Annotated in this window: 13 protein-coding genes; 7 read left to right on the forward strand and 6 right to left on the reverse strand. The window is 67.8% G+C overall.

Annotation, left to right across the window (positions count from 1 at the left end; all coding sequences use genetic code 11):
• From QFZ83_RS32460 to QFZ83_RS32470, 3 genes are all read left to right on the forward strand, one after another.
• Positions 1 to 2571 (forward strand): sulfite reductase flavoprotein subunit alpha, encoded by a 2571-nt coding sequence (locus QFZ83_RS32460; RefSeq protein WP_307512533.1) that lies wholly within the window; start codon positions 1 to 3, stop codon positions 2569 to 2571.
• Between the two features lie 136 nt (positions 2572 to 2707).
• The gene (locus QFZ83_RS32465; protein ID WP_306882599.1) at positions 2708 to 2929 is read left to right on the forward strand and encodes a hypothetical protein; all 222 of its coding nucleotides are present in this window, start codon (positions 2708 to 2710) and stop codon (positions 2927 to 2929) included.
• A gap of 77 nt (positions 2930 to 3006) precedes the next feature.
• Complete coding sequence (locus QFZ83_RS32470) at positions 3007 to 3735, forward strand: glutathione S-transferase (protein WP_306882600.1); 729 nt, start codon at positions 3007 to 3009, stop codon at positions 3733 to 3735.
• Here QFZ83_RS32470 and rsmI read toward each other — a convergent pair.
• Positions 3732 to 4688, reverse strand: a complete 957-nt coding sequence (gene rsmI / locus QFZ83_RS32475) for a 16S rRNA (cytidine(1402)-2'-O)-methyltransferase (protein WP_306882601.1) — start codon at positions 4686 to 4688, stop codon at positions 3732 to 3734. The two genes, QFZ83_RS32470 and rsmI, sit on opposite strands and share 4 nt — an antisense overlap.
• Positions 4689 to 4739: 51 nt before the next feature.
• On the opposite strand from rsmI, the gene QFZ83_RS32480 reads away from it, so the two are divergent.
• The 3 genes from QFZ83_RS32480 (at position 4740) to QFZ83_RS32490 (ending at position 6654) form a co-directional block, all read left to right on the forward strand.
• Positions 4740 to 5114 (forward strand): YraN family protein, encoded by a 375-nt coding sequence (locus QFZ83_RS32480; protein WP_306882602.1) that lies wholly within the window; start codon positions 4740 to 4742, stop codon positions 5112 to 5114.
• Between the two features lie 86 nt (positions 5115 to 5200).
• Entirely contained in the window at positions 5201 to 5845 is a 645-nt protein-coding gene (locus QFZ83_RS32485; RefSeq protein ID WP_013543834.1) for an SIS domain-containing protein, read from the forward strand.
• Entirely contained in the window at positions 5842 to 6654 is an 813-nt protein-coding gene (locus QFZ83_RS32490; protein ID WP_306882603.1) for a BON domain-containing protein, read from the forward strand. Before QFZ83_RS32485 ends, QFZ83_RS32490 begins: the two co-directional genes overlap by 4 nt.
• Positions 6655 to 6684: 30 nt before the next feature.
• On the opposite strand, the gene QFZ83_RS32495 is transcribed toward QFZ83_RS32490, so the two are convergent.
• The 3 genes from QFZ83_RS32495 to QFZ83_RS32505 form a co-directional block, all read right to left on the reverse strand.
• Entirely contained in the window at positions 6685 to 7593 is a 909-nt protein-coding gene (locus QFZ83_RS32495) for an NAD(P)-dependent oxidoreductase (protein ID WP_306882604.1), read from the reverse strand.
• Positions 7594 to 7659: 66 nt separating this feature from the next.
• Complete coding sequence (locus QFZ83_RS32500) at positions 7660 to 8796, reverse strand: PilT/PilU family type 4a pilus ATPase (RefSeq protein ID WP_013543831.1); 1137 nt, start codon at positions 8794 to 8796, stop codon at positions 7660 to 7662.
• 30 nt (positions 8797 to 8826) lie between these two features.
• Complete coding sequence (locus tag QFZ83_RS32505) at positions 8827 to 9870, reverse strand: type IV pilus twitching motility protein PilT (protein WP_013543830.1); 1044 nt, start codon at positions 9868 to 9870, stop codon at positions 8827 to 8829.
• Between the two features lie 51 nt (positions 9871 to 9921).
• On the opposite strand from QFZ83_RS32505, the gene QFZ83_RS32510 reads away from it, so the two are divergent.
• Positions 9922 to 10623 (forward strand): YggS family pyridoxal phosphate-dependent enzyme, encoded by a 702-nt coding sequence (locus QFZ83_RS32510; RefSeq protein ID WP_307512535.1) that lies wholly within the window; start codon positions 9922 to 9924, stop codon positions 10621 to 10623.
• Between the two features lie 10 nt (positions 10624 to 10633).
• On the opposite strand, the gene QFZ83_RS32515 is transcribed toward QFZ83_RS32510, so the two are convergent.
• Positions 10634 to 11101 (reverse strand): Lrp/AsnC ligand binding domain-containing protein, encoded by a 468-nt coding sequence (locus QFZ83_RS32515; protein WP_307512537.1) that lies wholly within the window; start codon positions 11099 to 11101, stop codon positions 10634 to 10636.
• 142 nt (positions 11102 to 11243) lie between these two features.
• The gene (locus QFZ83_RS32520) at positions 11244 to 11711 is read right to left on the reverse strand and encodes a hypothetical protein (protein ID WP_307512538.1); all 468 of its coding nucleotides are present in this window, start codon (positions 11709 to 11711) and stop codon (positions 11244 to 11246) included.
• Positions 11712 to 11928: the final 217 nt, after the last annotated feature.

The following is an 11928-nucleotide window of genomic DNA, read 5'->3' on the forward strand; positions in this document are numbered from 1 at the left end:
ATGGCACTCCTGCGGCGCATCTGGTTCCAGATCCACTGGTTCATCGGCATCACGGCCGGGTCCGTGCTCGTGGTGATCGGGCTGACCGGCGCCATGCTTTCCTTTCGTGCCGAAATCGTCGACGCGATCAATCCCGAACTGCGCCATGTGTCCAACCTGGGTGGCGCGGGAGCGCTGCCGCCCGCGGCGCTGGCGGAACATGTGCAGGCGGCGCATCCCGAGCACCGGATCGCCGCGCTCACGGTATTCGCCGAGCCCGGACGACCGGCGCGTGTCAATTTCGCGCCACCGCCAGGCCAGCGCCAGGGGGAGGTGCGGCTGGTCGACCCCTTCACGGCCGAGTTGCTGCCCGAACCGAAGGGCGATGCCTTCTTCGAGTTCGTCGAGAGCCTGCACCGCTGGCTGCTGCTGCCTCGGGATGCGGGCAAGCCCGTCACCGGCACCCTGGCTGTGGGCCTGTTGATCCTGGCGCTGTCGGGTCTCTATTTGCGCTGGCCGCGCCGCCCGCTCGCCTGGCGGGCCTGGTTGAAGCTGGACTTCGCGCTCACCGGCCGCGCCTTTCTTTGGAACCTGCATGCGGTGGCAGGCACCGTTGCGCTGCTGGCGTACCTGGCGTCCAGCCTCACGGGCATGTACTGGGGCTTCGATGCGCTGCGCACAGTGGTGGACAACGCGGCAGGCGAGGGGCGCATGGTCCGCTCGCAACGCATGCAGGCCGACGGCACCGCAGCCAAGGTGGCCAAGGCGGCCGCAGTGCCCAAGCCCGACCTGCAGCGCGCGTGGCAATCCTTCCTGCAGGAAACCCAAGGCGACTGGAGCCAGGCCACATTGCGCCTGCCGGCGCGCAATGCAACGCAGATCGAGGCAACCTACCTGCGTGCCAATCCCGAGCACGAGCGCGCTCGCAATCGCCTCTATCTCGATGCGGCCACCGGTGAAGCCACGCGGCATGACCGCTATGCCGACAAACCGCTGGCAGGCCGGCTGGTCAACAGCATCTATCCGCTGCACATGGGAACCTACTGGGGCCTGCCGGGCCGCATCGTGATGACGCTCGCCAGCCTGGGCCTGGCGTTGTTCGCGATCACCGGGTGGATGCTCTATCTCGGACGCCGGCGCACGAAGCGGGCCGTGCGCGACGAGCGCGCCCGGTTGAGTTCCGCCCTGCCGCCGACCGGCCGCGGCGCCGAACCCGTGCTGCTCACCTTCGCGACCCAGACCGGCCACGCGGAGCGCATCGCGCTGCAGACGGCGGCGGCACTGCAATCGGCCGGCGTTGCGGTGGTGCTGCAGCCGCTGGTCCGCCTGAGCGTGGATGCGCTGCAGCGCTATCGCAAGGTGCTGCTGGTGGCCAGCACCTTCGGCGACGGCGATCCGCCGGACAGCCTGCGCGCCTTCGCGCGCCAGTTCGCGCTGCAGACCGGCTCGGGCCTGCAGCACGTGCACTACGGGCTGCTCGCGCTGGGCGACCGGCACTACGCCAACTTCTGCGGTTTCGGCAAGGCGCTGGACCAGGATCTGCGCGGCCATGGCGCGCAGGCGCTGTTCCCGATGATCGAGGTGAGCAATGGCGATGCCGGCGCCCTCGCGCGCTGGCGGCAGTCGCTGGCCGAGGCGTTCGCGGTGCGGGTCGACACCTTGCAAGCGCACCAGCCGACGGCGGCGCCCTTCGAGCCGTGGCGCCTTGTGCGCCGCACACTGCTCAATGCAGGCAGCCAGGGCGATCCTCTCTTCGAGATCGAACTGGCCCGCCCCGGTGCCGCCGCATGGGAGCCCGGCGCGCTCGTCGAACTGCTGCCGCGCCAGTCGGGCCCCGCGGTCGAGCGCTTCCTGCGCGACGCCGGGCTCGACGGACGAACGCTCGTTCGTTGCGATGGGCTCGAGCGCACGCTCGAAGACGCCCTGGCCCGCAGCGCACTTCCTGTTGCGTCCGCTGCCACAGCGCAGGCGCTGGCAGACACGCTGCTGCCGCTGGCGCCACGCAGCTATTCGGTGGCATCGATCACGGCCGACGGCTGTGTGCAATTGCTGGTCCGTCAGGCCCGCCGCAATGGCGAACTGGGACTGGCATCGGGCTGGCTGACCGAGTGGGCACCGCCGGACGCGGCTGTCGAGTTGCGCCTGCTGCCCAATCCCGCTTTTGCATTGGTCGACGACGACGCGCCCTGCATCTTCATCGGCAACGGCTCCGGTTTTGCCGGTCTGCGCGCACATCTTCGCGAGCGTGCGCGGCGAGGACACGGGCGAAACTGGTTGGTGTTCGGCGAGCGCAACGCCGCACACGATGCCTTCTGCGCCGCGGAAATCGCGCAATGGCAGGCGGCCGGCGCGCTGGAGCGCGTCGACCTGGTGTTCTCCCGCGACCAGCCGCAACGCCTTTACGTGCAGGACAGGTTGCGCGAGGCGGCCGACGCGCTGCGGCAATGGGTGGCCGACGGTGCCGTGATCCATGTCTGCGGCAGCCTCGAAGGCATGGCCCCGGGCGTCGATTCGGCGTTGCGCGAAGTGCTGGGGGCTTCGGCCTTCGACGATGTGATCGCACAGGGGCGCTATCGGCGCGACGTGTATTGACGTGCCAAAGCACGGGCCGGCCGCGAACTATCATTGCCCCTGTCTTTGAGCCGTCCCCGAGGCAGGCTTTTTCTTTCCCCCGCGACGATTCACCACGCGCCGGCATCGCCGGCGTGCACATGCAAGATTTCCACCCATGACGGAGTTGACTGATCTGGACGAGGCCAGCCTGGCAGAACATGCCGCGGAGTGGCGCAAGCGCGCCCTGCGCGGCGAGAAGCAGGCGCGCGGCATTGCGCACGCTCTTGAAACCGAAATGCGCCGCCGCTCCGGCGACACGGTCATCCAGAACATCGACCTGGACACCCGCCCGCAGGCGCTGCGCCTCGCACCACGGCCCTGGTGGAAATTCTGGTGAGCCGTCTTCTTCAGCGCCGCGGCGCGTGAAGGACCGCGGCGGTTGCAGGGCTGTACAGACCCTGACACCATGGCCGCATGCCTTACCAACTCCATTACTGGCCCACGATCCAGGGCCGCGGTGAATTCGTGCGGCTCGCGCTCGAAGCAGCCGGTGCCGACTATGTCGATGTGGCGCGGCTGCCCGAATCCAAAGGCGGTGGCGAATCGGCACTGGGCGAGCGGCTCGGCGATCCCAACAATGCCCGCGCCGCCTTCGCACCGCCCTTCCTCGTCGACGGTGACATCGTGGTGGGCCAGACCGCCGCGATCCTGCTGTACCTCGGGCCGCGGCTGGGGCTGTCAGGCGTCGGCGAGTCCGACGGCCTCTGGACGCATCAACTGCAGCTCACCATCGCCGACGTGGTGGCCGAGGCGCACGATACGCACCATCCGATCTCGACCGGCGCGTACTACGAAGACCAGCGCGATGCCGCCGTTCAGCGTGCGCGGGCCTTTCGCGAAGAGCGGATTCCGAAATTCCTGAATTGGTTCGAGCAGGTGCTCCAGCGCAACCCCGCGGGCGACCTGCATCTGGTCGGCGATATGCTGACCTATGCCGATCTCTCGCTGTTCCAGCTGGTCGATGGCTTGCATTACGCGTTCCCCAAAGCCACCGCGCGGGCGCTGGCCCGCACGCCGGCCGTCGAGAAACTGCATGCCAACGTCAAGCGTCGTCAGCGCTTGCACGACTACTTGCAAAGCCCGCGCCGCATCGCGTTCAATGAGGACGGGATCTTCAGGCGGTATGCGGAGCTGGACGGTTAATCGCCCGGCTCGTCATTGCCGTGATTGCGGATACGCAGCGCCGTCTCATACAGCGCATTGCGCGGCGCGCCGCTGATCTCGGCAGCCAGCCGCACCGCAGTCTTTACCGGCAGTTCGGCCAGCAGCAAGCGCAGCACGCGCTCGCCTTCCGCGCCGCCGTCGCCGCTCACCGCGACCGGATGCAGCACCAGCGCGAACTCGCCGCGGATCCGGTCACGGTCCGCGCCAAACCACTCGGGTAGGGCACTCGCTGCCACCGTCGCAATCTCCTCGAACTGCTTGGTGAGTTCGCGGCCCACGGTGATGCGGCGCTCGCCCAGCAAGGCCAGCGCGCGCGCGAGGCTTTCGATGCGGTGCGGCGCTTCCAGCAGCACCACGGCGCGTGGCTCCTGCGAGAGCGCCTGCACGGCGGTGTCGCGCTCGCCGGCCTTGCTCGGCAGGAAGCCCGCGAAGACGAAGGCGCTGCTCGCGTTGCCGTCCGCACCATCCGCCACCAATCCGGCGGCGCCGATCAGCGTCGTGACGCTGCTCGCGCCCGGCAGCGGCAGCACGCGCTGGCCCGCCGCGCGCACCGCCGCGACGAGCCGCGCGCCGGGGTCGCTCACACCGGGCGTGCCGGCGTCGCTCACGTAGGCGATGCGCTCGCCTTGCGCGAGCCGCGCGACCACAGCCTGTGCGGCCTCGGCTTCATTGTGCTGGTGCACGGCCAGCAGCCGGGCGCCGGGGCGGTCGATGCCGTAGGCACGCAAGAGGCTCTGTGTGTGGCGCGTGTCCTCGCAGGCGATCACGTCGACCAGCTGCAGCACATGCAGCGCCCGCAGCGTGATGTCGGCCAGGTTGCCGATCGGCGTGGCGACCACATAGAGCGTGGCCTGCGGATAATGCTGCGCACCCGCGGCGTCGTGCGCGGCCGCAAGGGCGGCGCCGAAAGAAGCAGGGGCGAGTGAAGCCAAGAGGTTTCTCCGTGAGAGCGAACGACAAAAAAGAGAAGACGGCAGGGAGCCATGAAGACCACCACAACAAAGCGTCGCGGCGATGCGGCGGAAGATGCCGCGCTCGAACATCTGCAGGACGCCGGCCTCGCGCTGATCGCCCGCAATTATCGAACGCCCGGCCGCGGCGGCGGCGAGATCGACCTGATCATGCGCGATCCGCGGGGTTCCGGCGGCGGCACGCTGGTGTTCGTCGAGGTCCGCCAGCGCAGTGCCGGCACGCACGGCGGTGCGGGCGGCAGCATCACCGGGACGAAGCAGCGGCGCATCGTGTTCGCCGCGCAGCACTACCTCGGCCGGCTGCGCTCGGTACCGCCATGCCGCTTCGACGTGGTGCTGGTCGAGGAGAAAATCACTTGGCTCCAGGCGGCGTTCGACGCGGCCTGATGCGCCGGACGAGGGAACTGAAGCCTTGCTGAAGGCTCCACAACTCACACGTTCTGTTTCACAGCCCCCAGTTATCATCCCGCCCCATGCTCGAGCAACGGATTCAGCAGCACTTCATCGACAGTGCCGACCTCAAATACCAGACCGGACCGGTCCTCAGCAAACCCATCTCTCAAGCGATGCAGGCCATCCTGGCCTGCGTGACCAGTGGCGGCAAGGTGCTGGCTTGCGGCGCCGGCGTGTCGGGCCTGCTGGCCACGCAGTTCGCCGCGCAGTTCGTTGGCCGTTTCGAACGCGAGCGCCCTGAACTGGGCGCCATCGCACTGCCCGGCGACGCCACAGACCCGAATGCCGACAGCGCGAACGCGATCGATGCCGACCGCTTCGCGCGCCAGGTGCGCGCGCTGGGCCAGGCCGGCGACGTGCTGCTCGCGTTGAGCGCCAGCGGCCAGTCGGCAGCGGTGCTTGCTGCCGTGCTGGCGGCGCACGAGCGCGACATGACCGTGGTCGCTTTGCTCGGCAACGCCGTCTCGGGTCCGCCCGCGGCGCCCGGTGCAGGCAGCAGCGGCACCGGCGGCGTCATCGGCCGTGCGCTGCGCGAGACCGACGTCCAGATCAGCGTGCCGCACGAGCGTGCGGCACGCATCCATGAAGTCCACCTGCTCGCGCTGCATTGCCTGTGCGACGGCGTGGATGCCCAGTTACTCGGAGAACAGGAAGCTTCCTCATGACCATGAAGACCATGACGGCCACGTCGACCCAGCGTTTCGCCCTCGCACTCACCCTGGGTGCCGCCCTGGTCGCAGGCCTTTCGGCCTGCGTGCCCCTCGTGGTGGGTGGTGCCGCGGTGGTGGGCGTGGGCATGGTGGCAACCGATCGCCGCAGCTCGGGCGCCCAGCTCGACGACCAGGGCATCGAATTGCGCGCCGCTGCCCGCGTGCGCGACATCGCCAACGACCAGATGTACGTGAGCGTTACCAGCTTCAACCGCCAGGTGCTGCTGACCGGCGCGGTGGGCAACGAGGCCGACCGCCGCCGCGTCGAGGACGAAGTGAGCCGCGTGGTCAACGTGCGCTCGGTGGTGAACGAGCTCACGCTCGGCGCGCCCAGCACTTTCCAGGACCGCTCGAACGACCTCTACATCACCGGCAAGGTGAAGGCCTCGCTGCTCGATGCGAAGGATATCTTCGCCAACTCGTTCAAGGTGATCACCGAACGCGGCGTGGTCTACCTGATGGGCATCGCCACGCGGCGCGAGACCGATCGTGCAACCGAGATCACGCGTGGCGTGGGCGGTGTGATGAAGGTGGTGCGCGTGGTCGAGGTGGTGAGCGAGGCCGACCTCGCCGCGAGCCAGGCGGCGAACCAGTCCGCGGCACAGCGCGGCGGCACGGGCCCTGCGCCGGTGAGCAACGCGACGCCTTCGGCGCCTTCTTCTTCATCCTCTTCCTCGCGCGTGCCGCTGCCGCCGATGGAGCCGCTGCCCGCGCCGGGCTCGGCGCCCGCGCAGCCGGCGGTGACGACCTCGCCGGTTCGCTGAAACAAGAAGGCCCGCTTCCGCGGGCCTTTTTCATTTGAGGCGGATGATCAGGCTCGAGGTGTCCCAGCGCCTGCCGCCGGCCTGCTGCACGTCGGCATAGAACTGGTCGACCAGCGCCGTCACCGGCACGCGCGCGCCGTTGCGCTTGGCTTCGTCGAGCACCAGGCCCAGGTCCTTTCGCATCCAGTCGACTGCAAAGCCGTAGTCGAACTTGCCGTCGATCATGGTCTTGCCGCGGTTGTCCATCTGCCAGCTCTGGGCCGCGCCCTTGCCGATGACCCCTAGCACGGCTTCCATGTCGAGGCCGGCGCGCTGGCCGAAGGCGATGGCTTCCGACAGGCCCTGCACCAGGCCCGCGATGGCGATCTGGTTCACCATCTTCGCGAGCTGGCCCGCGCCGCTCTTGCCCAGCAGCGTGACGGCGCGAGAAAACGCCGCGGCCACCGGCTTGATGCGTTCGAACGCGGCCGCGTCGCCGCCGCACATCACGGTCAGTGCGCCGTTCTGCGCACCGGCCTGGCCGCCGGACACCGGCGCGTCGATGAAGTGCAGGCCCAGCGCCTCGGCCGCCTTCGAGAGTTCGCGCGCCACGTCGGCCGAAGCGGTCGTGTGGTCGACGAGCACGGCGCCCTTCTTCATGCCGGCGAAGGCGCCGTCGTCGCCCAGCACGACGGATCGCAGGTCGTCGTCGTTGCCGACGCAGCAGAAGACGATGTCGGCGCCCGCCGCGGCTTCGCGCGGGGTCGCGGCATGGCGGCCCGGTGGGCCGAATTCCGCGGCCCAGGCTTCTGCCTTGGCGGCCGTGCGGTTGTAGACCGTGACGCTGTGGCCGGCCTTGGCCAGGTGGCCGGCCATCGGCCCGCCCATGACGCCGAGGCCGAGAAAGGCCACCGTCTGGGAGGGGATGGATTCGTAGGTTCGGGTGTTGATGCTGCTCATGGGGCGAGAGCTTAAAGCCATTCGCCCGGGCGCCGCAGCCCGCCGCGGCGCCACCCCGCACGCCGGTCAGACGATCGCGAAATGCTCCGTGCCGGCCGCCAGATCGGTGCTGCGCGCACGCTGGCTGTTGAGCTTGATCTGCAGCCGCAGGTCGTTGGCCGAGTCGGCGTTGCGGATCGCGTCTTCGAAGGTGATCGAGTGGCTCTCGAACAGGTCGAACAGCGCCTGGTCGAAGGTCTGCATGCCCAGATTGCGGCTCTTGCGCATGATCTCCTTGATCTCGCCGACCTCGCCCTTGAAGATCAGGTCGGAAATCAGCGGCGTGTTCAGCAGCACCTCGACGGCGGCCACGCGGCCCTGGCCGTCTTCGGTCGGCACCAGCCGCTGCGAGACCAGCGAGCGCAGGTTCAGCGAGAGGTCCATCAGCAGTTGAGCGCGGCGCTCTTCGGGGAAGAAGTTGATGATCCGGTCCAGTGCCTGGTTGGCGCTGTTGGCGTGCAGCGTGGCCATGCAGAGGTGGCCGGTTTCGGCGAAGGCCACCGCGTGCTCCATGGTTTCGCGGTCGCGGATTTCGCCCATCAGGATCACGTCGGGCGCCTGGCGCAGCGTGTTCTTGAGCGCCGCTTCCCAGCTGTCGGTGTCGATGCCCACTTCGCGCTGCGTGATCACGCAGTTCTTGTGCGGGTGCACGAATTCGACCGGGTCTTCCACCGTGACGATGTGGCCGTAGGAGTTTTCGTTGCGCCAGTCGATCATCGCGGCCAGCGTGGTCGACTTGCCCGAGCCCGTCGCGCCCACCAGGATGGTGAGGCCGCGCTTGGTCATCGACACGTCCTTCAGGATCTGCGGCATGCCCAGGCCGTCGATGGTCGGCAGCTTGGCCGGAATGGTCCGCAGCACCATGCCGACCTTGCCCTGCTGCACGAAGGCGTTGACGCGAAAGCGCCCGATGCCGGTCGGCGAGATCGCGAAGTTGCACTCCTTGGTGCGCTCGAAATCGGCCACCTGCCGGTCGTTCATGACCGAGCGCGTGAGCGCCAGCGTGTGCTGCGCGCCCAGCGCTTGCTGAGACACCTTGGTGACCTTGCCGTCGACCTTGATCGCGGGCGGAAAGTCGGCGGTGATGAACAGGTCGCTGCCGTTGCGGCTCACCATGAGCTTGAGCAGGTCGTTGATGAACTGGCTGGCTTGATCGCGTTCCATGATGTCGGTGCTCCGATGGGCTGTTGTGAATCAGCCGGGGAAATTTTCGGGAATCTTTGCTTTTCCGCGCGCTTCGGCAGCGGAAATCGTGTTGCGGCGAACCAGTTCCATCAGGTTCTGGTCGAGCGTCTGCATGCCGGAGCCCTGGCCGGTCTGGATGGTGGAGTACATCTGCGCGACCTTGGCCTCGCGGATCAGGTTCCGGATGGCCGGTGTCCCCAGCATGATCTCGTGCGCCGCCACGCGGCTCTGGCCGTCCTTGGTCTTGCACAGCGTCTGCGAAATCACGGCCTGCAGCGACTCCGAGAGCATCGCGCGGATCATTTCCTTCTCTTCGCCCGGGAACACGTCGATGATCCGGTCGATGGTCTTGGCGGCCGACGAGGTGTGCAGCGTGCCGAACACCAGGTGGCCCGTTTCGGCCGCGGTCATCGCGAGGCGAATCGTCTCCAGGTCGCGCAGTTCGCCCACAAGAATGGCGTCCGGGTCTTCGCGGAGGGCAGAGCGCAGCGCGTTGGAGAACGACAGCGTCATCGGACCCACTTCGCGCTGGTTGATGAGGCACTTTTTCGATTCGTGCACGAATTCGATCGGGTCTTCCACCGTGAGGATGTGGCCGTACTCGTTTTCGTTGAGGTAGTTCACCATCGCCGCCAGCGTGGTCGACTTGCCCGAGCCCGTGGGGCCCGTCACCAGCACGAGCCCGCGCGGCTTCAGCGCCAGTTCGCCGAAAATCTTCGGCGCGTTCAGTTGCTCGAGCGTGAGGATCTTCGAAGGAATGGTCCGGAACACCGCGGCCGCGCCGCGTGCCTGGTTGAAGGCGTTCACGCGGAAGCGCGCGAGGCCGTCGATCTCGAACGAGAAGTCGACCTCCAGGAACTCTTCGTAGTGCTTGCGGTGCGTGTCGCTCATGATGTCGTACACCATCGCGTGCACGCCCTTGTGGTCGAGCGCATCGACATTGATGCGGCGCACGTCGCCATTGACGCGGATCATGGGCGGCAGCCCGGCCGACAAGTGCAGGTCGGAGGCTTTGTTCTTGACGCTGAATGCCAGCAGTTGGGTGATGTCCACGGGGATCCTCGGCTCGGGTTCGGTGACGTTTTGATACGATTTTGGACGATTATGACGATGATTGGCGACGACCTCCAGCAAGTAAAGAACCGGATCGAGGCGGCATGTGTAACGGCCGGCCGCGACCCGGCCGGGGTCCGGCTGCTGGCGGTGTCCAAGACCTTCGGGGCCGACGCGGTGCGCGATGCGCATGCCGCGGGCCAAACGGCCTTCGGCGAGAACTATGTGCAGGAGGGGCTGGACAAGATCGAGGCGCTCGCCGATCTGCGCGCCTCCCTCGAATGGCACTGCATCGGCCCTCTGCAAAGCAACAAGACGCGGCCGGTGGCCGAGCAGTTCGACTGGGTCCACGGCGTCGACCGGCTCAAGATCGCCGAGCGCCTGTCGGCGCAGCGGCCGGCCCATCTGGCGCCGCTCAATGTATGCCTTCAGGTTAACGTGGACGGCGGCGCGAACAAGTCCGGCGTGCCGCCGGAAGAGGCGCTGGAGCTCGCCCGCGCTGTGGCGGCGTTGCCACATCTGCGGCTGCGCGGGCTCATGGCGATCCCCGAACCGGCGCCCGATTTCGTGGCGCAGCGCGATCTGTGCCTGCGGGCGCATGCGGTTTTCGAATCGATCAGGGAAGCCGGCATCGCGCTCGACACGCTGTCGCTCGGCATGAGCGCCGACCTCGAAGCGGCGATCAGCGCCGGCAGCACGATGGTGCGGGTCGGCACCGCGATCTTCGGAGGCCGGGCCCGCAAGCCCGCCTGAACGGCCGGCTTCAGATCCCCAGAGGCAGCCGTGCGCTGCTCTTCACCTCTTCCATCACCGCATAGGTCCGCGTCTCGCGCACCCCGGGCAGTTGCCACAGCACCGTGCCCGCGAACTCGCGGTACGCGGCCATGTCGGCCATGCGGGTCTTGAGCAGGTAGTCGAAGCCGCCAGCGACCATGTGGCATTCCATGATCTCGTCGCGCACCTGCACCGCGGCCTTGAACTGGTCGAAGACATTGGGCGTGGTGCGGTCGAGCAGCACCTCGACGAACACCGTGAAGCCGCGGCCCAGCTTCTCGGCATCGAGGCGCGCCTCGTAGCCGAGGATGAAGCCGTCGCGCGTCAGGCGCTGCACGCGCGCCAGCACCGCGGTGGGCGAAAGCGCCACCGCCTCGGCCAGCTTGAGGTTGGTGATGCGCCCGTCCTCCTGAAGGATCTTCAAGAGGCGCAGGTCGATGCGGTCGAGGTCGAGCATCGGAGAATTATCCGGTCCGTGCATCGATTCATTGCAGAAGGTGCGGCCTATGGTGCCTGGCCATAGGAGATAGAACCAAGGAAATGCCCTGTTCCTACCCTGCGTCGATCCTTCCCGCGGTACCTACCCGGCGCCTTGCCGCTCAGCGAACGGTGGCACGCGACTGCGCGGCCGCCTGCTGGCTCGCGAGCTGATCGACCAACGCACCGTAGGCGGGGCTCGCACGCAGCTTGGTGTATTCGGCCATGGCCTGGCGGTAAGCAGGCCGCGTCGTGTCGGCGCCGGCTTCGCCGTTCTGCAGCGCGGCGAGGCCCGATTGGATCCACAGCCGCGTGTCGGCCGCCACGGCGGCGCGGCTGTTTGCGGAAACGACGGCCGCCTGCGACGCGTAGCCGGCGGTGTAGCCCTGCGTGGGCGCGCTCTTCAACCACTGTTGCGCATCGGCCGTCACCTCAGCGCGCGTCGTGGACGAGACGAGCGGCACCGGCCGCGGATCGCCTTCGGCGTAGTTGCCTGCAAGGCTCGGCGCCGAGGCGATGGCCAGCAGTGCGGCGACGGTGGCGGTGCCCAGGATGCGGGTGGTGCGGGTGGTGGAAGAAGAGGACTTCATTTGCTGACTCCTTGAGGTGATGGTTGGTGAAGCCAACTCTATGAAGCGCATCCGCGCGATCGATAACCGGTCGATGACAGTTTGGTTATCTGCCGATGCCCGCTGCGATCCGCCCCCGGAACAGCGCCGCCTAACGTCTCTTGCATAACCGCCAGCGCGGCGCGCATAAGCCATGGCGCGACGGGCGCGAGAGGTCTATCGTTGCGGCCACCTCAGT

The sequence above is a fragment of the Variovorax sp. W1I1 genome (genome assembly GCF_030815625.1).
Lineage (GTDB): Bacteria > Pseudomonadota > Gammaproteobacteria > Burkholderiales > Burkholderiaceae_C > Variovorax > Variovorax paradoxus_C.

Bases quoted from the DNA above. Each gene is read 5' to 3' on its own strand.
- QFZ83_RS32460 (WP_307512533.1), top strand. From the start codon at position 1: ATGGCACTCCTGCGGCGCATCTGGTTCCAGATCCACTGGTTCATCGGC.
- QFZ83_RS32465 (WP_306882599.1), top strand. From the start codon at position 2,708: ATGACGGAGTTGACTGATCTGGACGAGGCCAGCCTGGCAGAACATGCC.
- QFZ83_RS32470 (WP_306882600.1), top strand. From the start codon at position 3,007: ATGCCTTACCAACTCCATTACTGGCCCACGATCCAGGGCCGCGGTGAA.
- QFZ83_RS32480 (WP_306882602.1), top strand. From the start codon at position 4,740: ATGAAGACCACCACAACAAAGCGTCGCGGCGATGCGGCGGAAGATGCC.
- QFZ83_RS32485 (WP_013543834.1), top strand. From the start codon at position 5,201: ATGCTCGAGCAACGGATTCAGCAGCACTTCATCGACAGTGCCGACCTC.
- QFZ83_RS32490 (WP_306882603.1), top strand. From the start codon at position 5,842: ATGACCATGAAGACCATGACGGCCACGTCGACCCAGCGTTTCGCCCTC.
- QFZ83_RS32495 (WP_306882604.1), bottom strand. From the start codon at position 7,593: ATGAGCAGCATCAACACCCGAACCTACGAATCCATCCCCTCCCAGACG.
- QFZ83_RS32500 (WP_013543831.1), bottom strand. From the start codon at position 8,796: ATGGAACGCGATCAAGCCAGCCAGTTCATCAACGACCTGCTCAAGCTC.
- QFZ83_RS32510 (WP_307512535.1), top strand. From the start codon at position 9,922: ATGACGATGATTGGCGACGACCTCCAGCAAGTAAAGAACCGGATCGAG.
- QFZ83_RS32515 (WP_307512537.1), bottom strand. From the start codon at position 11,101: ATGCTCGACCTCGACCGCATCGACCTGCGCCTCTTGAAGATCCTTCAG.
- QFZ83_RS32520 (WP_307512538.1), bottom strand. From the start codon at position 11,711: ATGAAGTCCTCTTCTTCCACCACCCGCACCACCCGCATCCTGGGCACC.